Annotated in this window: 19 protein-coding genes and 1 pseudogene; 9 read left to right on the plus strand and 11 right to left on the minus strand. The window is 43.0% G+C overall.

Annotated features, from left to right (window positions below; translation table 11 throughout):
- Window positions 1-159 precede the first annotated feature (159 nt).
- Both JWG45_RS06990 and JWG45_RS06995 read right to left on the minus strand, forming a co-directional pair.
- Entirely contained in the window at window positions 160-1,338 is a 1,179-nt protein-coding gene (locus JWG45_RS06990) for an LIC_12337 family protein (RefSeq protein ID WP_205279046.1), read from the minus strand.
- A gap of 11 nt (window positions 1,339-1,349) precedes the next feature.
- Window positions 1,350-1,550 carry an LIC12338 family lipoprotein gene (locus JWG45_RS06995; protein ID WP_205279047.1) on the minus strand — a complete coding sequence of 67 codons (201 nt, stop codon included), beginning with the start codon at window positions 1,548-1,550 and terminating at the stop codon, window positions 1,350-1,352.
- A 172-nt stretch (window positions 1,551-1,722) separates the two neighbouring features.
- Between JWG45_RS06995 and JWG45_RS07000 the strand changes: the two genes are divergently transcribed.
- The 5 genes from JWG45_RS07000 (at window position 1,723) to JWG45_RS07020 (ending at window position 7,674) form a co-directional block, all read left to right on the plus strand.
- Complete coding sequence (locus JWG45_RS07000) at window positions 1,723-2,334, plus strand: TIGR04282 family arsenosugar biosynthesis glycosyltransferase (protein ID WP_205279048.1); 612 nt, start codon at window positions 1,723-1,725, stop codon at window positions 2,332-2,334.
- Between the two features lie 86 nt (window positions 2,335-2,420).
- Window positions 2,421-3,383: a hypothetical protein gene (locus JWG45_RS07005; protein WP_205279049.1), complete on the plus strand. Its 963-nt coding sequence runs from the start codon at window positions 2,421-2,423 to the stop codon at window positions 3,381-3,383.
- 165 nt (window positions 3,384-3,548) lie between these two features.
- The gene (locus JWG45_RS07010) at window positions 3,549-4,163 is read left to right on the plus strand and encodes an ABC transporter substrate-binding protein (RefSeq protein ID WP_205279050.1); all 615 of its coding nucleotides are present in this window, start codon (window positions 3,549-3,551) and stop codon (window positions 4,161-4,163) included.
- Between the two features lie 6 nt (window positions 4,164-4,169).
- Window positions 4,170-7,088, plus strand: coding sequence for an efflux RND transporter permease subunit (locus tag JWG45_RS07015; RefSeq protein WP_205279051.1), 2,919 nt, complete (start codon window positions 4,170-4,172; stop codon window positions 7,086-7,088).
- Window positions 7,089-7,095: 7 nt separating this feature from the next.
- Window positions 7,096-7,674: an MXAN_6521/LA_1396 family lipoprotein gene (locus tag JWG45_RS07020; protein ID WP_205279052.1), complete on the plus strand. Its 579-nt coding sequence runs from the start codon at window positions 7,096-7,098 to the stop codon at window positions 7,672-7,674.
- Window positions 7,675-7,679: 5 nt separating this feature from the next.
- Here the strand turns inward: JWG45_RS07020 and JWG45_RS07025 are convergent, their stop codons facing one another.
- Entirely contained in the window at window positions 7,680-8,111 is a 432-nt protein-coding gene (locus JWG45_RS07025) for an LA_2478/LA_2722/LA_4182 family protein (protein ID WP_205279053.1), read from the minus strand.
- 102 nt (window positions 8,112-8,213) lie between these two features.
- Entirely contained in the window at window positions 8,214-9,179 is a 966-nt protein-coding gene (locus JWG45_RS07030) for an amidohydrolase family protein (RefSeq protein ID WP_205279054.1), read from the minus strand.
- A gap of 105 nt (window positions 9,180-9,284) precedes the next feature.
- Between JWG45_RS07030 and JWG45_RS07035 the strand changes: the two genes are divergently transcribed.
- Entirely contained in the window at window positions 9,285-9,554 is a 270-nt protein-coding gene (locus tag JWG45_RS07035; protein WP_205279055.1) for a DUF1145 domain-containing protein, read from the plus strand.
- A gap of 212 nt (window positions 9,555-9,766) precedes the next feature.
- On the opposite strand, the gene JWG45_RS07040 is transcribed toward JWG45_RS07035, so the two are convergent.
- The 3 genes from JWG45_RS07040 to JWG45_RS07050 form a co-directional block, all read right to left on the minus strand.
- The gene (locus tag JWG45_RS07040) at window positions 9,767-11,395 is read right to left on the minus strand and encodes an LA_3751/LA_3752 family putative glycosyltransferase (protein WP_205279056.1); all 1,629 of its coding nucleotides are present in this window, start codon (window positions 11,393-11,395) and stop codon (window positions 9,767-9,769) included.
- 31 nt (window positions 11,396-11,426) lie between these two features.
- Complete coding sequence (locus JWG45_RS07045; protein WP_205279057.1) at window positions 11,427-12,236, minus strand: glycosyltransferase family 2 protein; 810 nt, start codon at window positions 12,234-12,236, stop codon at window positions 11,427-11,429.
- Window positions 12,237-12,439: 203 nt separating this feature from the next.
- Window positions 12,440-13,351: an NAD(P)H-dependent flavin oxidoreductase gene (locus JWG45_RS07050; protein WP_408611610.1), complete on the minus strand. Its 912-nt coding sequence runs from the start codon at window positions 13,349-13,351 to the stop codon at window positions 12,440-12,442.
- An 83-nt stretch (window positions 13,352-13,434) separates the two neighbouring features.
- Here JWG45_RS07050 and JWG45_RS07055 point away from each other — a divergent pair, with 83 nt between their 5' ends.
- On the plus strand, window positions 13,435-13,740 hold the full coding sequence (locus JWG45_RS07055; RefSeq protein ID WP_205279059.1) for a putative quinol monooxygenase: 306 nt from the start codon (window positions 13,435-13,437) through the stop codon (window positions 13,738-13,740).
- Here JWG45_RS07055 and JWG45_RS07060 read toward each other — a convergent pair.
- A pseudogene (locus JWG45_RS07060) lies at window positions 13,649-14,996 on the minus strand (adenylate/guanylate cyclase domain-containing protein). The gene JWG45_RS07055 and the pseudogene JWG45_RS07060 sit on opposite strands and share 92 nt — an antisense overlap.
- Window positions 14,997-15,107: 111 nt before the next feature.
- Between JWG45_RS07060 and JWG45_RS07065 the strand changes: the two are divergent.
- The gene (locus tag JWG45_RS07065; RefSeq protein WP_205279060.1) at window positions 15,108-15,527 is read left to right on the plus strand and encodes an Rrf2 family transcriptional regulator; all 420 of its coding nucleotides are present in this window, start codon (window positions 15,108-15,110) and stop codon (window positions 15,525-15,527) included.
- 439 nt (window positions 15,528-15,966) lie between these two features.
- The gene (locus JWG45_RS07070) at window positions 15,967-16,959 is read left to right on the plus strand and encodes a S1C family serine protease (RefSeq protein WP_205279061.1); all 993 of its coding nucleotides are present in this window, start codon (window positions 15,967-15,969) and stop codon (window positions 16,957-16,959) included.
- A gap of 541 nt (window positions 16,960-17,500) precedes the next feature.
- On the opposite strand, the gene JWG45_RS07075 is transcribed toward JWG45_RS07070, so the two are convergent.
- From JWG45_RS07075 to JWG45_RS07085, 3 genes are all read right to left on the minus strand, one after another.
- The gene (locus JWG45_RS07075) at window positions 17,501-18,208 is read right to left on the minus strand and encodes a pirin family protein (protein ID WP_205279062.1); all 708 of its coding nucleotides are present in this window, start codon (window positions 18,206-18,208) and stop codon (window positions 17,501-17,503) included.
- Between the two features lie 95 nt (window positions 18,209-18,303).
- Window positions 18,304-19,449, minus strand: a complete 1,146-nt coding sequence (locus JWG45_RS07080; protein ID WP_408611613.1) for a DUF445 family protein — start codon at window positions 19,447-19,449, stop codon at window positions 18,304-18,306.
- A complete protein-coding gene (locus JWG45_RS07085; RefSeq protein ID WP_205279064.1) occupies window positions 19,449-21,803 on the minus strand; it encodes a hypothetical protein in 2,355 nt (784 codons plus the stop codon). Before JWG45_RS07085 ends, JWG45_RS07080 begins: the two co-directional genes overlap by 1 nt.
- Window positions 21,804-21,873 lie beyond the last annotated feature (70 nt).

Here is a 21,873-nt window from a genome sequence, read left to right on the forward strand (position 1 = left end):
AACCACCGATGAAAAAGAGGAGTTTTTCCCAAAATCCGAAATGTGGGAACTCCCTCCCTTTTCGATCACACTTCGATCTCTCGGAAGCTAAAAATAGCGAAATCTTCGGCTTTTGTGGGAACTCTTACGAACTTTCTTTCCGATTTTTTGAGACAAACTTTAAGGAACCGTCGCGAACGTCACCGTAATCGCGTCCACATAGGCTTTCGTCAGAGTGTCCCAACTAGAACCGACCGGACTTGTGGTGGCCGCCGATTTTCCATCCGTTCCGACTCGATCATACAACGAATCCACTCTGGAGGCAGCAACGTAATCCGAAGGAATCGCAGTGGAAGCGACACCTTCCGCGACAAATCCGTTAAAATTGAACAGACCGTAAGTAGGAGTAAACGGTATAAACTGATTCACGGTCGGAGTACAGGTAATCGCCTGTCCCGAAGTGATCGCTGCTTGTTCCAATCCACCTTTTGCGGTAACGTTTAGATTTCCGTCCAACTTTTGGCTGTAAGCAAGTTTGTAATATTCTCTTCCGGCTCCGGGACAAAGACCTTGGTTGTGCGCGTATCCGAGCGCCGTAGTCCCCGAGTTGATCGGAATCAGATCCGTATTCCCCGCAAAACTAACGACCGACTTGAAACAAAAAATCGTTCGATTGTCCATTTCTTCCAAAATCACCCTTCCCGTGTCCACGTCTTGACCGAGCGCATCGGCACCGAGAGTTCCCTTCCAAGAATAAGTCTGGATCAATCCTTGGTTGGCAAATCCGGTCACAACGGGCTGCACAACATAACTTTCGATGATCGCGGTCGCCCCGGTCCATCGAAGCGGATCCAGACGACTCAATTGATAGAGAAGTACAGCCCCGTCTCCGGAAGCTTCTCTTGGATTATCATCGAAGAAAAATTGGAGCGCGGGTTGATTGTCGCTCGTAGAACGAAGTTCAAAAAAATTAGTAAAAGATGCCGCCGCGGCCAAAGTAGTCGGTTTGTAGGCGACCGCTCCCGAATTCAATTTCAAACGGAGGGTAAAGGATTGTCCGTTCATAATTTGATTGGGAAGAGTGAGGTTGACCGTAGTGCCCAAAGGAAAATTTTTACGGATCGCAGAAATCAAATCGTCCATAAAAAGGGAATTCCCTCTCGCCCAAGTCGCGGACTGACGTACAAATCCCCAGGTGTCGGCGCTCGCCTTCAGAGGTTGTAACATCTCCAGATGAACCGGAAACGGTTTTGGAGAATCCTCTCTTACAAAAAAAGGAACTCGATCCGATCGAAACGTAAGTCCGGTTCCAAAAAAAAGAAACGCTACAAAAGAAAAATAGATCCAAGATTTTTTCATACTCGGCTTCCTCATTGAGCGATTCCTTTAGGAACGATGATAAAAAAACCGGTCTTACTTTGTTCCACGTAAGGCTGACTTACGATCCAAAGAAGAGCCCCGATCTGGAGATCGTTATTTTTTTCTTCCTTCTTACACGCTCCGAAAAAGAGGGAAACTAAAACCGCTGCGAGCAAAATTCCCGCAGAAAAAAACATACGAAATTTCTTCATAAATATCCTCCCCCACAACTTGAGGTTTGTATTAAAGTAACATTCGATGGATTTTCTTTTTTCCAATGGAAAGAATTTGTATCCCTATAAAAGTATCCACAACCGAACGATAGTCAATCAAGATTCTTACCGGTCGGTTTGTATCTTTTTTGTAATTTATAAAAAGCTCTCCATGCACTCAGACAAATCCTTGATTCTATTCTTAAGAAATCCGGCGTTTGGCCGGGTGAAAACCAGACTCGCCAAAACTCTCGGTGATAAAAACGCCCTGAAAGTCTACGAACAACTTTTGGAGATCACAAAAGAACAAATCAAAAAGTTGGACGCTCCGGTTCGGCTTTACTTTGATTCGATTCCGGATTCCGACTTTTCGGATTGGGGAAACAAAACGAGCATTCATCTTCAAACCGGAGAAGACCTCGGAGCAAGAATGCAGAATGCGTTTTTGGAAACGTTTCAAAGCGGAGCCGAAAAAGTTTTGATCATCGGAAGCGACTGCCCCGATCTCCAAACAAAACATATCAACGAAGCGTTTTCGGCTTTAGGATCCAAAGACGCTGTAATCGGTCCCGCAAAAGACGGAGGGTATTATTTGTTGGGTTTAAAATCAATTTCCCTCGATATTTTTAAAAACATTCCGTGGAGTAGCGAACGGGTTTTTGCAATGACATTAGAAAAATTGCAATTAGAGAGAAAGGATGTTTGGATTCTTCCGATATTAAACGACATCGACGAAGAAACCGATTTGGAGCCTTATCTCCGATCGGGAAAGCTGAAGATCTAACGGGGACAAAGGATCATTCCTTAAGAGATCGGTTCGGATTCCCATTAAAGGGTTTTCTTTTGAAATCGGTTCCCGAGAATACGTCCATGCGATTTTTCGAAAACAAACCGGTCTTTTTTTGGATTTCTTTTTTTTTAGGAATCGGAATCGCAGCGCCGAACATCTCCGCGGAAAATCGGAAAGTCTCCGCAAACGCGTTCCTCAAACTCAAAAACGTAAAGTTTCGTCTGGAAGATGAAATCTACTTTACGGTGAATAAACTAACCGTGGAAGCGATCTCGAATCGACAAGGTTCGCCGGTGAACTTCAACGATCCTTCCTCTTTTCATCTCAATCTTTTTCAAGGAGAAACCGAATTTGAAATTTCGGTCTTGGAATTTTTATTCAACGAAAACATAAAAACGTTTCCGAACTTTCCATTACGAAAATTGAAACTATCCTCCGTCGAAATCGAAGGAAAAAGAAAAATCAGAATTACGGGTGAATACAAACTTGTTTTCTGGGTGGACGTGGAAATGATCTGCAATCTGGAATTGGTTCCGAACAGTTCCACGTTGATCCTAAAATCGGAATCGATGAGCGCCGCTGGAATTCCGGGAGCCGGTGATTTTCTTTCCTATGTCGGAGTCGGTCTCAAAACTCTTCTTCCGATTCCGGAAGGCCGAGGATTGAAAATCATAGAAAAAAGTTTTCGTATTCAATCCTTTCTTCTCTTACCTCCTCCGCGTATCGAGGGAACGATCGTCCATCTCGAATTGTTTCCCGATCGAATCCTTGTTCGTTTCGATTCTCAAAAAATTCCTTCGCTTCCCCGGCTTTCATTTCTTCCGGGAATTCCCAATCAGATTGCGATGTCCGGAGGTGAGATCCGAGTCGGTTCCGTTTTTTTAAAGAATACGGATCTTCACCTGATCGATCAGGATCCTTCCGATCCACTCGACTTTCACATAAAAAATCTTCTCTTACAACTTTCCTCGGGAAATCTCAATCTCAATACAAAGGGAGAACTGAAAGTATTTCTTCCGGATTATGAAGATTTAAAAAAGTAGAATTTAGATCCAAAGCTACTTATAGAAAGATCATCCTCGAGCCGCCGCTTTCCCATTTATTCCGTTGACTTCCCCGACCGTTCAAGAAAGCTGTAGGAAGTCCAATTCCGTTCTTCAGGAACCGTTTCTGGATCCATACAACTATAAAACAACAGGTAACGTGTTGTGAAAAAAATAATTTCCATTCTTTTCCTTTTCTCCTTGTTCCTTCCCAATCTGCTTTTTTCTCAAAATTCCGCAGACCCGAATCCGTCCACCCAAGAAGGTTCACCCCCCGCTCCTCCGGAAGAAACTCCGTCCGACGAGGAACTGATTTCTTCCACCGTAAAAAAATTGATCGGCTTTATTCGTTATAAGAAAAACGAAAAGGCGATCGCAATCATTCACGTAAAACAATTCAGCAATCAACTCCTGAAATCATCGGGCAAAATTGCGGACGCGGATCGAAAGGAATTCGAGGAAGCGATTTCGGATTTTATCGTTCACCGCAGCTTTCCGATCGCTCACAAATATTTCGATAAGATCGATATCAACTACGAAAAACCTGTAATTAAAGGTGAGAATGCAACGCTCGCTTCTTCCATCATCTGGAACGGTTCGGAACGAATCACTTTCTCTTGGATCCTAAGTAAGATCGATGGAACTTGGTATGTCACAGACTTCTTAAACGAAGGCAAATACGCTTCCGAAACCAATCGAACCAAATCAGTCGATCCTTCCATCAAAAAGAACGGTATCAAACAAACCATCGCGCTTATCAAAAGAGAAGCAAAGAACTAAACAAACATGAGAAAGCTTCTTTCCGGACTTACAGACTCCATCCTCCTCAATCCGATTCGTTCGTGTAGCGTTTTGGCCGTTCTTCTGATTCTTTCTTTGTGGCAGGCGTCCAAACTTACGGTCAACAGCAACAACTTGGATCTTCTTCCTAAAAGTAATCCTTCGGTGATCAAAACACAGAAGGTCATCGAGATGATCGGCGGGAACGGGTTTTACATCCTCAGTATCAAGTTTAAAGACGAAAAGGGAATGACGGAACATCTGACCAAGGCCTTTGTCGCGAAAAAAAAAGGTCAGAACGAGGTTTGGGAACAGGAACTGAAAGAAGCCGAAAAGGTAAAACAGAAAAACGCGAGCTACTATAAAGAAAGAGAACTCGCAATCAAAAACGCTTCCGATCTTTTAAACGAAAGACTTCTCAAAGAAAAAGAATACGTTCAATATATCTCCTATCGATACAACGTTTCGTTTCTACAGAACCGCCTTCCCCTCTTTTTAAAAACCGAAGACCTTTTGGAAGTCCGCAAACGCGTCAAACGAAAGATCGACGAAGAAGTAGAAAGAGCCAATCCGTTTTTTATCAAACTTACGGACGAAGAATACAACCCGGACTTTAGCGACATCCTTTCCAAATATCAAAAACTTGCAAAAAGAGATATATTCGACGAATATAATATTTCACCGGACAAGGGAATGTTGATTTTTTTGATCAAACCCGCCGGGTCTTTTACAAACATCGAATTCAACATCGCACTCGACAAAAAAATCAAGGAAGTCGTAGCGGATCTAAACCTGGACAAAAAAGGAATTCTCGTCGGTTATACTGGAACTTATCGTCTTCACCTGGACGACTACGAAACACTGATGGCCGCTCTCAAACCGATCGCCGTCACGTCCCTCATCGGCATCGCGGTTTTATTACTTTTCTTTTTTAGAAATCCTCTCTTTATCCTCATTCTCATTGTATCCCTTCTTTCGGGAATTTTATTCTCGTTCGGTTTGACCACGATCGTGATCGGACAACTCAACTCGGTCACGAGCATCATCGCTTCGATTTTGATGGGACTAGGGATCGACTACGGAATCCAATTCTTATATCGATTCCGAGAAGAATACACTCGTAAACAGGATATGCTCCGTTCGATCAAGGACACGATCTATCATACGGGAATCGCCTCCTTTATCTCCGCGTTAACCACAACTTCGGCGTTCGTAGTTCTCGCCTTCTCCGAGTTTAGAGGGTTCAGCGAATTCGGAATCATCGCGACCTATGGAATTTTAATTATCGCGGTTTCGATGTATGGAGTGACGGCTCTTCAGATCACTCTTCTTTTCCGTCTTTTCCCTTCTCTGAAAAAACAATTTATTCTTTCCACAAAGGACCAGACGACTTCCCCTCTTTTGTATCGCTTTTACAAAAAGCCGGGGCTCCTAACGTTAATCGTCATTGCCCTGGTCGCGATGATTTCCTTTTTTAGTTTTAGTCCGGGAATCCACTTCAATTACAACGGACGCGATCTGATGGTCGACAATTTGGACTCCGTAAATCTCTACGACGAAATCGGAGATAGATTCGATATTAGTTCCGATCCTCAGGTGATCGTTGTGGACACTCTGGAAGAATCCGAAGCCGTTTTTGATTACATGACTCCCGTTCCGAATGAGATCGCCGGCTCCGTAGATCAGGTGGTTTCTCTTTGGAACTTCGTTCCTCCGAAAGGGCAACAAAGGGCAAATCTCAAAATTCTAAAACAATTACAAACGGATATGAAACCGGTTAAAGCTGGATTTCTCAAACCGGAACAAAGAAAATATCTTCCGGTCGTGAAAAAATACCTGAGTGTAAAGGAATATTCTTTGGCGGAAGTTCCGACCTACTTCAGTTCTCAGTTCAAGGAAGTAAAAGGTTCCAAAGAAAAAGGACATCTCGTTTTTATTTATCCCAAGGTGGCCCTCTGGCACGGACAAAAACTTCTGAAGTTTTTCGATGCGGTCGGAGAATTACACTACCCGAAACTTTCCAGAAGAGTTTTGAATACGCTCCTCTACGACAGGAACGGAAACGTAAGCGTCGATCAAGTCAAAGACAATTGGACTCCGACGGAAGAACGTCTAATCGTAAAGGCTCTCAATTCTTATTCCGCTTCTCAATTTAAGAATCTGGGTCTATTGGACGGAACCGTCGATTTTATCCTGAAAACGAGACCGTTTAACACGTTAAAAGACGCTAGATCGCATCAGTATGTTTCGAACACCGCGGGAAGTTTGATTCTTTTTGCGAACCTCATTAAGATCGTTCAAAGAGAAGGAATCGCTGCATTTCTCATCACCTTAGTTTTAGTCGTGGTGGTTTTGATTCTATTCTTTCGAGGAATCGTTCCCGCATTGATTTCTTTGATTCCCCTCGTCCTCGGAATTTTTGTGACTCTGGGAATTATGGCTTTGTTCCGGATTCAATTGAACTTTATGAACGTCCTTGTCTTTCCTGTCATCGTAGGATATGGAATTCAAAACGGGATTTATATCTACTACCGATTTAGAGAAGATCACGATGTCGTCCGCGCGATGTCCATGGTCGGTCCTGCGATCATCGCGTCCACGTTAACCACTCTTGTCGGATGGAGTTCTCTTCTGATCGCGGATCAGAAGGGGCTTAAATCGATCGGAGTGGTCGCAAGTATTGGAATCGCGTCTTCTCTTATCATCGCTCTTACTTTAGTTCCGGCAGTTTTGGAGATGGTCTATCGTTCCCGAAAAGAAGAGGAAAAAGAATCCAAGCCTCTGGGCTTTAGCGAAGAAGACGAAAATGCTTCCTCTTCTTTCGTCGCCGAAAAAGAAAACGCCCCCTCTTCTTCAAAAAAGAAAGCCGCGAAGAAAAAAACTCCAGTCTCCAAAAAGACGACTCTTAAAAAGAAAAAAGGATAACTTGAGAATGATCAAAAACGGAATCTTCTTAATCGCTCTGGCTTTTGTTACGGCAAATTGTACGGTAAAATATATCAGAACAGGAGCGACCTGGGAAAAGGAACTTGGGACGTTCAAGCGTCTGGCCGTCCAGGTCCCTGCGGAAAGCGAAGCCGGAGAATCCGAAAAAAAATTGGCCGCGAAGATTTCCGAAAATTATCTTTCGCACCATAAGGAATTTATCATCTATCCTTACAAAGCCGGAGCTTCCGTCTGCGGAAGTTCCGATAAAAAAGTACAGGGAATCTTTCAGCTAAAAATCATCGAAACGGAAACTCCGGAAAAAGTGAATCTAACTGCACTCGGAAAGGTGATCCACTGCAAAAAAGGAGAAATTCTCTGGGAAGGTTTGGCTCAAAATTCTTATACAAAGAATACGGAAGAGAATTTATCTCTGATCAACACCTACACTCAACTGTACGGAAAGGAAATCGCGGGAAAAGTAAATCCTTACTTCTTTCTGCTCCAGACTCTCTTGGAAAAATTGGACAGCCCGATTCTTACCGAAGACGAAAAGGACGAAAAGATAGAAGTGGAAGCGAGATAAAAAATTTATTTCGTAGAGGAAGGAACCGAGAGGGATTCGAGAAACGTGTTGTATTCCACACATTCCGGAATTTGATACGTAACGATGGAACCGCAGTCGGCTCGTTCCACACTCTTGATGCAGAGTTCCGCATCCAGTTTTAGATTGTCGCTTAATTTTTTAAGAACGATCGGCTCTGATTTATCCAGATCATAGTTGAAATCACTGTAACACTGTGCGTTATCCGGATAACTAAGGCTCGCTTCTTTGCGATGAGGCCCTTCCAGAGAAGAAAGATAAGACTCCTTACAACGACTCATCTGTAAACAATACGCGTCGGCGACCTTTTTATAGACTTCCGCAGAAGCGGCTTGAGAGACGGCTCCCCCTTTTTCGCAATGAATCACAAAAACTGCGATCAAGACGATTCCGGAAACTTTTGGTAAAAGGGCGCGCATATCGAAAGAATAAAGAAAGAACCCTCGTTGGCAAGTTTTTTCCTAACTGGGGAATCGGATTCAAGAAGAAGAATTTCAGTAAGAAAACGCCGAGCGTAAACGTCAGCTTTCGATTTCCAACCCAAAAAGATTCGCGCTGTTTTTCAAAAAGACCTTTCGTTTTATTTCCTCGGACAAAGAAGAATTGAGGAGATTTGAAATCGGATGACTGAGCGCGTAAGGAATGCTCGGAAAATCGGAACCGAAATGAACTCGGTCCGGAAATTTTTCAAGGATCGCGAGATACGGATCCGTTTCTTCTCCCGTAGCAAGAAAATCCACGAAGACCATCGTCGTGTCCAAACGAAGTTCCGGATAAATCGACATCAGCTCCACGTATTCCCAGACCTCACTCGCCCCCATGTGCGCCACGACGACCTTCAATTCCGGATAACGTTGAATAAACGACCGAAAATAACGAATGTTCGTATAAACTCCGGGAAGAGGAGCGTCGCCGGAGTGGATCACAAGAGGGATTTTCTTTTTTTCCAAATAAGAAAACGTATCGGAAAGTTCGGATCTCGTCAGATCGAGTCTTCCCACTTCACAATGAAGTTTAAAACCGCGAAAACCGTAATCTTCCACTGCTCGTTTTACATATTCAAGACAACCCGTTTCCGGAAAGAACGTCCCAAAAAGAATGGCACCTCTTGTATTCGAATGATTCTCAAACACCCAGCGATTCAGACCTTCGGCCATTCTTTCCTTATGCGCATAATTCAGGGTCGTAAAAAAACGAACCTGATTTTTAGCCAACGATTCCAGACGTTGTGCCTCCGTTTCCCGGTAAGCGATCTCCCAGTTTACCCCGTCGAACCACTTCCAAATCTGTTTCATCACGTATTCCGGAAAAAAATGAGTATGAATATCGATGATAAACGGAAGTCCGTATTTTTTTAGAAGTGGAAGATGGGACGGAGAGGATTCGTCTCGAAGGGGTGGACGATGCTCGGGATGTTTCCAGGGAAAGGGCGAAGGAAGAATCGAATGAGAATCCGAAGAAAGAATATGATGACAGCAAGGAAGCATACCGAGAGTTTCTTTTCCCCCTAACGTGCGTCAATCGATTGTCTCTTTTTTCCTTGACTGATCCTAAAGAGAAGGTTTCCATAATTGAAATTTTCGGGAGGATTTATGAATCCAATTTTTCAGGCATTGAAGATAGGAACCGTATTTTTTTGGGTCTTAGTCGGAGCCAGTCTTTCGGGTGCTCTTCTTTTCGGCGAACCTTTGGACTTTCTCATACGCGCGGTCGGGATCGGAACGCTTGTAGTACATCTTTTCGAGATCGTATATTTCTGGATTACTCTCAAACATAAGTCTTCGAACCCGATTTTAGACGCGTTTCAGATTTTCATCTTCGGCGTTTTTCACATGATACCGCTGAAAAACAAAAAAGTTTAAAAATCGATTTCAAAAAGAAGCGGATTTGATCCCAACAAATGTCGCGGAGTTAAAGTTTAGGAACAAGAATTCACGAAAATTTCTCGATTGGATCCAAACGAAACAAAAGAGATTTTTTTAAATCAACGTACAAGTTTCTCAGAAGAAAGACTTTAGGAAGTATTTATGGAGTATGAAAACTTCGAAATCTCTCCATAAAACATTTCTTAGGTTTAGGGAGAATTCGATCCTGTTTTCAGAGAGTATCTTTCTAAAACAAAACCTTCTACGACCTTTTTCTCTTCCAAAAGATACGATTTCGACTCCAGAGAATATTTTGTATCAATCCATTCTTCGTAAAAATCCTGAGGCGCGTTGATGTCCTTGGGAGGTGTTAAACCGAAATAAAAAACTTGAATTCCAGGAACGCGATTTTTTACCAAAATGGATTCAAGGTGTTCCCAGGATTTTTCGTTGTTTGCCACAAAATGATTCTTTTCCAAATAAGAAGTGGAGATCAAAAACATATCGAATAAACTTTTGTGGACCACAGGATAAGTCGGATACCGATTCCATTCTCCTTGAAGAATTTCGAGGTGCTTTTTGACGAAGTCCACAACTTGAATATTCTTACGGGTATGATACAAACCGAAAAATATCTGCAATACGCATAAAAGGTAAACGATCGAATTTGCGATCACCTTTTCCCGAATTTGAATGGATTGAAAAACTATCGCGAGCAATAAAACAAAACAATAATAAGAAATTTCGGTAAATCGCAAACCTGCATACAAACCTCCCGGATTGTATGGACTAAACGTCTGCACTAGCAAAAGTCCGAGAACGCTCACGAAGAACAACAAACGGTAAACGTCGGTTTTATTTCTTTTCAATATGAAAAATCCTACAATTCCAAAAATCATCGGGGCGCAGTAGGAAAACAAACCTACCTGAATCGGCGTGCCTAAAAAATATCCCTTTAAAAGTTCGATCTTTGTAAGAAGGTTTAACTTTAGAAAATCCGAATATGTAATTTTACTTCGAATTCCGAGCGCAGTCCCGAATTCTATGTAATTGAGAGATGCAAAGAATATGATTCCCGCCAAAAAACCGAACAAAAGATAACGAAACTTCCAAAAAAGATCTTTCAGAGAATTTTTGAAAAATAAAATCGAACCCAACCCCAGCGAAAAATAATAAAACACCGTTTCCGATCTGAGAAACAACGCCAAGGATCCGATCAGTCCGTAAAGAACGCCGATCTTGGTAGATTGCCCTTGTAGCAAAATCGCGAGGGTAGAATTCAAAAACAACAAAAAGCAAAGATTGGAAATTACGGTTTCCGAATATTCAAATCCCGAGTTTTGCGGATAACCGGTGAGGGCGAGTATAAAAACGACAAGACCAATCGACTGATTCTGGATTTCCAACCGAAGAGTCGCGATTTTATAAACCAGGAATGCGACCAAAAAGTAAAAAAGTAAAATGGCTCCGTTTAAAAAACGAGTTCCGGTCAGAAGATACAATCCGGAAAAACCCTGAGCAAAAAAAGCGGGATATTGAAATCTACAAGTATCCGCAGACCTCTTAGAATCCGTATAAATCACCCAAGGATAGTGAAACGGAAAGTGTTTGAACTCCGGGTCAATCGCTTCTGCTCCATACAAACAATTGTGGTTTTTGATTCCTTTTTGGGCATACTGAGCCGTTTGATAGAGTTTGATCTGGGCATCCGTCTGAATGAGAGGAGAAACTCCTCGATCCCATTGAACTCTTTTCCAAACAAAAAACAAAACAAGAAAGATCGAAAGGATCCAAAGAGTTCTATGAATGACTTTATGAAACGTATGATTTTGAAACAAAGGGATCTCCATTCTAAAGTAAAAAAATCGACTATAGCCAGTGACTTCCCTTGGGAATATATTTTTCAGGAAGTCCTTTCTGAAAAAAGTTTTTCTTGGGCTGAATCAAATTGTAATAAAGAATATGGCGTAACGCGGCTACCCCGTCCTTCCAAGTGATTTTTTTTCCTTCCAAATAATTTCTTGGGTAATAAGAAATCGGAAATTCCTGCACTCGAATTTTGAGTCTGGCGATCTTCGCGGTGACTTCCGGTTCAAATCCGAAACGTTTGGATTCTAAGTTTATGTTCTTGATGATTTCGGACCGAAACGCCTTATAACAGGTTTCCATATCGGTGAGATACAATCCACTAAATACGTTAGACGCAACCGTAAGGAATCGATTGATCATATAGTGGAACGTTCTGTGAACCTGTCTTCCGTCTTTTTTGAATCTGGAACCGAACACTACGTCGGCCTTTCCCGAAACGAGTGGCCCGAGCAAAACTGCGACCTCGTCCATATCGTATTCGAAGTCCGCATCTTGAATGATCAAAAAATTTCCGGTCGCAGACTGAATTCCTCTTTGTAAGGCGGCGCCCTTTCCTTGGTTTTTATCCTGGAGAAGAATCTGATGTGGGGATCGAAACGAAAAGGATTCTAAAATGGAAAGAGAATCGTCCTTGGAACAGTCGTCGATAAAGACAAGTTCTTTCTCGGTCGGCAATACGAGAGAATCCACTTTTTCTAAGAATTCCCGCAAATGACCCGATTCGTTATAGATCGGTATGATCAGAGACGTCTTATCTCCCGATTTTTTCTTTTTGAGAGGAGAGCTCTTTTTTTTCTTAGCGGAAACCATTTACTATAACATTTCTGAGAAAGTTTTGAAATCGTCAACGGTTTAAACCGTTGGGATATGTTCTCGATTCATTGAATTTATGTTCTCTGTTTATAGATCGATTCCAATGAAAACTTCTACTTGAAGAACGCCCCTCAGCCCGCGACCTCGAAAATTTTTTTACAAAAAAAACAGAGATCCGAGCGAGGCGAATTTTAAGACATCTAACGCGGCAAACGATTTAGAATATCGTGATATTCTTTTGCCATCCCTAAGACCACTTCTTTTGCGGGAATCAATCCTTCGATCTGTGCGACCCCGTGTCCGGCGGACCAGATATCCCGCCAACGTTTGTATTCCTGATCCAGATTCTGAGACTCTCCGCTGTGAGAAAGGTCCCCCGCCTTCTCCACGGATTTTTTGAGCCAGTTTGCAGGAATCCCCGAAATCTTTTCGGTATAGACGATTTCTTCGGGCCCGGATTCGATGAGCATCTGTTTGTAACCTTCGGACGCCATCGCTTCCGGAGTCGCGATCAACCTTGTTCCCACATAAACCGCATCCGCACCCAACGCGAGCGCCGCGACCATCTGAGCGCCGCTGGAAATCGCTCCCGCTGCAACGATCGGAAGTCCCGTTTCTTTTTTTAAATAAGGAAAAAGACTAAATGGAGAAATGTTTCCCGCGTGCCCACCCGCACCTTGTGCGACTGCAATCAAAGCGTCCGCACCCGCTTTTGCGACGATACTTGCGTGCTTCAAGGTCGTCACGTCACAAAACACTTTGGACCCTACGCTTTTTGCTTCGCTCACGACGGTCCGGGGACTTCCCAAGCTCGTGATCAAAAGTTCGACCTTGGCATCCAGAACCACTTCCAACTGCTTGGACCAAATCGGATTATGCGATTTGTGAAGGATCAAATTTACACCGATCGGTTTTTTTGTTTTGGAACGGATCTCTTGCAACGCGTCTTTGAGTTGTTCCGGAGAACGATAATTGAGAGAAGGAAAACATCCGATTCCGCCAGCTTCGGAAACCGCAACGACCAGATCCGGATAGGAGACCAAAAACATAGGAGCTCCGATAATCGGCAAATCGATTCCGAGCATTTCCGTAATTCGAGTATTCAATTTCATTCTGAGAATTCTTTGGATAACTCTCGTTTTAAGCAAGGAGGATTTTTCTTCCCAAAATGAAACCGTTTTGAAATTCTGAGCGTATGATCGTGATTGCGTCCTCCTATAAAATTTTCGAAGAGAAGATAGAAGATTTCAAAAAAGTCAGTCAAGAGATGGCAAAAGAATCTCTCGAAACCGAGGAAGGTGTCCTAAGACTCGACGTTCTCCAAGTGGATGGAGATCCCGGAAAATTCTTATTTATGGAAGTGTATAAGAGCGAGGCCGTAAGAAAAGCTCATCTCGAAACTCCTCAATTTATTTCCTGGAGAAGAGCCGTTCCGGAATGGTTAAGCCAGGGAAGCACTTCGATTCAATATCTTCCGATTCACATCGACCTTCCCGGCTAACATGTGTTTTATCCGGATAAAAAGTAAGTAGAAACCGTTCCCTTTCCTTTGATATCGACCTCTCCTCTTTTTTCCAATCGGAAGATGGAAGAAGCTGCCAAAAAGTATTCTTCCGTAACGTGAATTTTTCCGGGAAGTCCGTGAGATTCCATTCTAGACGCGAGATTGACCGAATCTCCCCAAAGATCGTAGATGAACTTTTTTCTTCCGATCACACCGGCCACGACCGGGCCGGAATGAATCCCGATTCGGATGTTGAGATTTTCACGGATCAGCTCCTCGTTCGTATTCACTTCTTCTAATATATCCAAGGCTAGATTTCCGATTCTTTCGATATGATCCTCGCAGGCGATCGGGATTCCGGCCGCAGCCATGTATGCGTCTCCGATCGTTTTGATCTTTTCGACTCCTCTGTTTTCGGCGAGTTCGTCGAGTCTGGAAAAAAAACGATCCAAAAGTCCCGCGAGTTCATCCGGAGTTTTGCGCGCGGCAAGAAGCGTAAAACCGACGATATCCGCAAAAAGAATAGAACACTCGGAAAAGTATTCCGAAATCTGAGAATTTTCGTTTTTGAGTCGATTGGCGATCGCGTCCGGAAGAATGTTTCGCAGAAGAAGATCGGATTTTTCCTTTTCATTCTCCAGATCTTTGGTTTGTGTTTCGATTGTTCTTGCTTGAAGAAACAATTTTCGGGTAGTCAGTTCCAAAGTATAACCGGCAATTACCGCGAAAAATTCGGAGAACCATATTAGAAAACTATAAATCGTTTTTTCTTGTCTTGGCATACCGTTGTCCGTAAAAAGGGTGTATTGATACGCCGCCAAATAGAACGAGGTTATAAGAAAAGCGGGAAGGGTTCGGATTCTTAAAACCAAAAACGCATAGTAAGAAATGATGATCAAAATTGTGAGAAGAATCGCGTGCTGATCTCTGATAAAAGCATATCCCACGTAAACCGCGGTTATTCCTCCGAGCGCATTGCTGAACATCGACATGGGGACCATAAATTTTCTAAATCTTTGAAACGTGGTAAGAATCAAAACGGATCCTAAGACCGCACTTGCGATCAGGATCCAGAGAACCATTTTATCCCTGATCAGGAGGACGTCGTAAAATAGGAGAAAGATCGCCCCATATCCCAAGGCGGCGGAAACCGCTCCGATCCGAACAAAAGAAGCGATATGATCCGTTAGGAAAGATCGAAATTCTTTTTCCAAACCCGGATCTAAGAATCGAAGAATATAACTTTGAAACATCGGGGTATTCTGACTATAAAAGCGAGTGAGTGCAAGACCTTTTCGATGGGGAGCTTTGGACTTGACAGGGAATTTTGATTCTTATATTCTGTAACCAGACACTTTACAGATATGACCAGCCGGTTTACAGTCGCGATTCACATTCTTTCCCTGCTTTCGTTAAGCGAAGGCAAAACCAGAACGTCCGAAGAGCTTGCGGAAAGTGTGAACACAAATCCCGTGGTGATCCGTAAAATTCTTTCCCTTTTGAAAAATCAAGGAATCGTCCGAAATCAGATGGGCCCCAACGGCGGTTACATTCTGGCAAAACCTTCCTCCGAGATCAACCTAAAGGAAATCTACGAAGCGATCGACGAGAAGATCTTTCAGATGCACTCGAAAACTCCCAACAAGAAATGTATCTGCGGTCATTCCATTCAACCGATTTTGACAAAGGTTTATGAAAAGGCCGAACGCGTGTTAGAAGACGAGCTCGGTTCCACCAATTTGGATTCGATCACGAAAGAGATTCTGACCTTTTCTAAGAAATGATTTTGCCCGAGTAACCGTGTCGCGCATCCCTTCGTGTCTTTTATAAAACCGTTATAGAAATTCGATACAATGCTCTGGAAGCTCCGATAAAATGTAGGAATTCCTTCGGATTTACGCCCCTTTTTTGGGATGCAAGTTTCCAACAGACGGATCGCCGCCGGATTTTTTATTGGAGTTCCTACGTTCTGAGATTTTGAAAAAGTATCTCGTTTCCTATTCTTTCTCCGACATTCACCTGAATCTGCGGCCGCTCGGCAAAGGAGAAGAAGCAAACCTTTTTTGAGCCAAGAGCGTGTAGGAACTCCCCAAAGGATTTAAAAAAAGCTCGCTGACATTCCGCTTTTGGGATTTGAAAAATTCTTCACTTCTTTCTTTATTTTGTAACTTTTCTAAATACATTTAAAGGCTATCGGGTCTAAGAAAAAGCCGGAGGTTTTTTATGATTCAATGGGTTCAATCTGGTTCCCAAGATCCTGTTTCGGACAACGTCTCCCGATTTTCTTCTTCGGAAAGAGAAGAAGATCCGATGGATGCCTATTCCAGAGCGGTCACCAACGCGGTGGAAACCGTAAGTCCGGCGGTTGTTCATCTCAAAGTAAGCGGGAATCGCGGAGGTGGGGCCGGTTCCGGATTCTTAATTTCACCCGACGGTTTTGTCGTAACGAATCAACATGTAGTCGAAAACGCGTCCGAGATCAACGCTGAATTTCCCGATGGAAGAAGCCTCAAGGCGATGAAGATCGGAGAAGACCCCATGACCGATATCGCCGTATTAAAAGTCACGAGCGATCCTTTTCCTTATCTGCATTTTTCAAAACCGACTTCCGTAAAAGTCGGACAACTCGCGATCGCGATCGGAAATCCCCTGGGTTACGAATCCACCGTAACGGCCGGGGTAGTCAGTGCATTGGGAAGGAGCCTTCGCTCCCGTTCGGGAAGATTGATCGAGGATGTGATCCAAACCGACGCCGCTCTCAATCCCGGAAACTCAGGCGGACCTTTGGTGAATTCAAGAGGAGAATTGATCGGAATCAACACCGCGATCATTCCATCGGCTCAGGGAATTTGTTTTGCGGTCGGCTCCGGCACGGCGGAATACGTGATTACCCGTCTGATGAAAAACGGTTTTGTAAAACGAGGTTATCTCGGAATTGCGGGGCAGAACCAGATTATTTCCAATCGATTGAAAATCTTCAATAAGTTGGAACAGAGTTCGGGGGTTCTTGTGATCGAAGTGGAGAATTCTTCTCCTGCTGCTTACAGTCTATTAAGAAAAGGTGATATGATTCTTTCTCTAAACGATACCACCATCCGTTCCATCGACGACATGCACCGAACCCTGGATGAATCTACGATCCATAAGACTCTACCGATTCGAGTTTTAAGGGAAGGCTCTTTGAGGACCTTTTCCATCCAGACCGGGGAAATTTGATCGAGGAATCGACAATGATTTCTTAAAAACGGTCTTTGTAGGAACTCTCACCTTTTTTGACGGAAGCTCCTTCCGGTCGGCGCGTGTAAGACGCCTTTGGGTTTTTCGATCCATGTTTTTTTTTGAGAATTCTAAGAATCTGCGGGAGTTCCTACGTTTTTTTGTACAAAAAAGGCTCTGAAAAAATCGGGGCCAAAGCTTGTTAAAAAAAGGAGTTCCTCAAAATAAGAAGTAGTCCAGAAAACTTAAAAATGTGGGAACTCTCACATTTTTTGGATAATGAAGAACGATTCAAAATCTCAGACAAAAATCTATGCGACGTAATCTGTGGGAACTCACACAGTTACATTCGAATTTTATAAAGTGAGAATCTTTTACCCTCTCAGGTTTTTGGCCTGCTCTAAATTCTCATTGGAGTTCCCACGTTTTTTGTATAAAAAGGCTCTGAAAAAATCGGGGCCAAAGCTTGTTAAAAAAAAAGGAGTTCCTCAAAATAAGAACTCCTCGGAAAAAGTTCAAAATAGAAATTTTGTAGGAACTCTTACTTCGGCGTATCGATCGCGAGAAGTTCGGATTCTTCCAAAAACTTCACTTCCATTTTGGAGGAAGTCGGAAGTCCCAAGCCGTCCCTTGCCGACATTTTATTTCCCTCGATTTCGACGGAGCCTGAAATCAGAAAAAAATAAACGCCTCCATTTTTATTTTTTGGAATATAATCGATTCTTAAATCTTTGTTCCCGTGTGCGAGAGAAAAAGTAACGTTCTGATTGATCCAAACAGCTCCATTGCCTTTTTCTGGAGATACGACCGTTTGAAATTTCCCCTGACGATCCTCCACGTTAAACTTCCTCTGCTCATAACGGGGAGTGATACCGATCTTTTCCGGTAGAATCCAGATTTGTAAAAAATTGACGGAATCTTTTGTGGAAGCGTTGTATTCGGAATGTACGATTCCGGTTCCCGCAGACATGATTTGCACTTCTCCTGCTTCGATGACGGTGCTGTTCCCTTCGCTGTCCTTATGTTCCAGACTTCCCGAAAGTGGAATCGAAACGATTTCCATATTCTCATGCGGGTGCGGCGGAAAACCCTTTCCCGCGATTACTATATCGTCGTTTAGAACCCTGAGTTTACCGAATTGAACCCGATTCGGTTCATAATAAGAACTGAAACTGAAAGTATGTCTGCTCTTCAGCCAACCAAAGTCCGCCTTTCCTCTTGTTTCCTGCGCGTGGTATACTGCTTCCATATATCTCCTGAAAATTAGACTCTCTGAATGTAAATTTGTAGAAGATCCCGCGCATTTTCGAAATCAAAGCCGGATTTTTTATGTAAGAATTTTTGCTAAAAGAAGAATCGAATAAAACCCGTAACACAACCCAGAAAGAATCCGAGGATACTTCCGTTGATCCGAATCGTTTCCAGAACGTTTCGAGTTTTCCATTCTAAATTTTTTCTGAGATCTTTCGGATCCAGACTTTGTAGTCTAGTCGTGATCTGTTTTCCGATATAACCGGAAACTCCTTCGTCCACGCGTTTTTCCACGAATTCCAAAACTGAACGAAGCGGCGCGTATTCTTGCAGGGTTTTGATCTCGCCGATTTCTTTGAGATGAGTTTGAATCAGAGCTCCCAGAAGTCGGCTTGCTTGATCCTTTAAAAATCCCATCAGGGAACGAACCGCCTTTTCCCTTTGTTCCAAGGGCAGTTCGTTCCAAGAGGATATATATGTTTCCGTGGAAGCTGCCATCAGGTTTACGAGTTTTTCTATCGTCTTCTCGTCTTTGGATTCTATTACAAGTCCTTGTTTGACGTGATTTCCGTATTCCTTCAATTTTTTCGGAAAGTCTACGACAAGACTCAGGACCACCTGGGCTACTAAATTCATCTTTCCTAATATTTCTTGCAGAAGTGATCTGAATTCCTCAGTATCGGCGACGCGGATCATGGATTCCCCAATCAGAAGTTTGATCGTATCCATAATCTCTTTTTGTCGGTTTAATTCTTTCAATAAAGCGACATCGGTTCCCGAAAACTGGTAATGAACGATATATCCCACTATGTCCTCCTCCACCTTTTCAAAAAGTTGATTTAGGACCTCCTTGGTTTTAACTTCGTTACCGAAAGTCTCCAAAAGAACTTCGTGTACGTCGTCTCTGGTTGTGGGGTCTTCCAAAACCATTCGAATCCTGGAACGAATCACCTCGTGATGTAATAGATCGCCTGCCACCCAGTTTCCGATTTCGCCTGCGAGTGTAAAACTGTCCTCTTCGATCGCCTTGTATGTTTTCCAAACTGCAAACCAATCACAAAGTCCTCCGATCAATCCACCCTCTAACGCCGATAATACGATTTTGGAAGCGGGAGATTCCGGATTTCCGAAGAATAAAATCCCGAGGATCGAGACTGAAAACGCGACCAGGAGAGAATTGGAAAATATCTGTCTTTTTCGAAACGGAGTTTTGGCGGATCTTGAAGACGCAAAAAAAATCAATTGGATAATTTCCTTCGGTTTAAGAACGTCGCCCCGAGAAACAAAAGAGGCAGGAGCAATTGAAGAAAGGTAATTAGGTAGGATCGAATATCATAAAATACGAATCGATTCAGCTTTTGTCTGGAACAAAAATAAAACTGACCTTCCAGAGTTCGATAACTGATTTCTCCGTTTTCCGATTTCCAAAGGGGGAAGAATCCTGATCGGATGAGAACCGGAGAACAAACGTTCTCGTCTTGGATCGACGGGAGCTCCCAAGCAATCAGGGAATCATCCCATGAAAACGGATGAATTTCCGTTCCTGCCCCGCTCATTTCTTTTTCGAAATCAATCTTAACCTTCGATTTTTTTTTCGTATTCTCCTCTTCTCGGAGCGAAACGAGTCTCTGAAGTTCCGACTTCAACCGGGAAAACGGAACCGCACCGGAAAAAGCATTCTCGTCCTTTTTATATTCTTCCGTCGTGATCGGAATCAAAGAAATTGAAAGTGTATAAAGAGAATGTAATGCGAACTCGGAAATATCCTCGGATCGAACCGATGTTCTCCTTTCCTGTCCGGCGTCGTCGATCAATAAAGCCCAAGGTTTCGAGGACAAAAGTTCTAACGGCGGTTTGGCGATGTTCAACTTCCAAAGAATCCATTCTCCTTTTTTTGCGATCAGAGTAAAAGAATCCGGAAGATTCACGGCGAACTGATTGAGCGCTTCCGACTTTAAAAACAGATGAGTCACACCTCTTTCTTGAAGTAGGTTTAAAAACAAATCCGAAAGTTTGTCCCTTTCCTGCACCGGACGTAGATTGGATTGTTTCCCGTAAGTGACCAAAGAACTTTTAGGCCCTTGTGACGGAAAGAGTTGGATGATTTCCTCCGGAGACGAAGGTAAAGAATTTTCAAAACGGTTTTGTAAAACGAGATTTCGTCTAACGGACTGTCTCACAAAAACGGAGGCCCATTTCGAATCTAAAGAATTGGCTCCTCCCGTAATTTCTTCGGAAGCAATGAGGGAAGAATACGGAGTTTCCTTTAGAATCCCGATCCATTCTTCTTTTTGGCTCCAGATCGCGGAAGGCGTTTTGGAAAGGTCTTCGATTCCCGTGGAAGGACCGGGGATCGTGACGATAAAACGAATCATTCCTAATATAAAAAGAATCAGCCCCGTCCATAGTTTCCATTTTCCCGGCGCGAGATTTTTGAGAAAAAAACGGGCCGTGACCAAAGCGGCAAATGTGAGAAAGACGAGAGAAACATTGAGAGCGGTATACCACTTAACGTGTAACCAAGGAAAAATCAAGGACAATGAAGAATCGGTGGCCATCCAATAAAATAGAAGGGCTCCAAAAATCAGAAATCTCGAAATCGGAGGAAGCAATTTGCGGATAAACAACAAGCGAATTCCGATCACAAAAAGAATCGGGAATAAAAGATGAATCCAATACTGATCGATCAAAATCTGTTTAAAAACGTCCAAAAACTTTTCAGGTCTTGCGACCGAATTCGAAAATTCTTCTCCCAAAAGAGAAAGAAGTCCGTTGATCGGATAAGAAACGGGAGGGTTTTGCTGAAACGGAACGTATGCAAAGTAATTCCAAAGAACGGGTAACGCGACAAGAACCGGTAAAAGAAAGATAAAAAGAATTTCTAAAAATTCAAACTCGTCTTTGTAAAAAAGAAAATAGATCCCGAGCGAAACCGCGTAAAAAAGCGACATCTCGTAATGAGTGTAAAACACGAGTGAACCGGTTATCAGATTCTTCGCAAAAGACGAAACTTTACCCGTATAACGAAACTTTTCCAGATAGTAGATCGCAAGAATCGCAAACCCGAGACCTAACACCGATGAGATGGAATTCTGAAAAACTCCTATCACACCCGCGCCGACGACACGATCCCCGGGATACAAAAAATAAAACATCAAACCGGTCATCGCAAGAAGTGCGTTTCCTGGACTGAGATTGGTTTCGGTGAGAAAGAGAAAGCCCAGTTTTAAAAAGGCGTAAGAAAACAAAAAGAGAGTCAGAAGAATCCCCAAATTGAAGGCGACGCCAAAAGGAAGAAAAAAAAGAAAAAATGTGTGTAAGAAGGAAACTAAAAAAAAGAAAAACGGAGATTGAAAGTAGAATGTAGGACTCCCTCCGTGAAGAGAACGATCGTAACCTGAGGATAAAAAATTCTTAAAAAGAACCTGATAGTCCTGGGCGATCAGATATTGATTCTGCAAGGAGACCGAATCGGGAACGGAATCCGAAAACAAAAATCTAAACTGAATGGAAAGAAAAAGGAGAACTAAAAAAAATACGAGAGGCTTTCTTGCGGCGTGGGGAATTTTCCATTTCCCCGTGATGATTTGCATGGGATGATTCTTACGAAACCCGCTTTCCTGACAAGCAAAACGGATAAGGGCCGATCCGTCTTTGGTCCGC

This window comes from Leptospira ainlahdjerensis (genome assembly GCF_016919175.1).
Classification (GTDB): Bacteria; Spirochaetota; Leptospiria; order Leptospirales; family Leptospiraceae; genus Leptospira; species Leptospira ainlahdjerensis.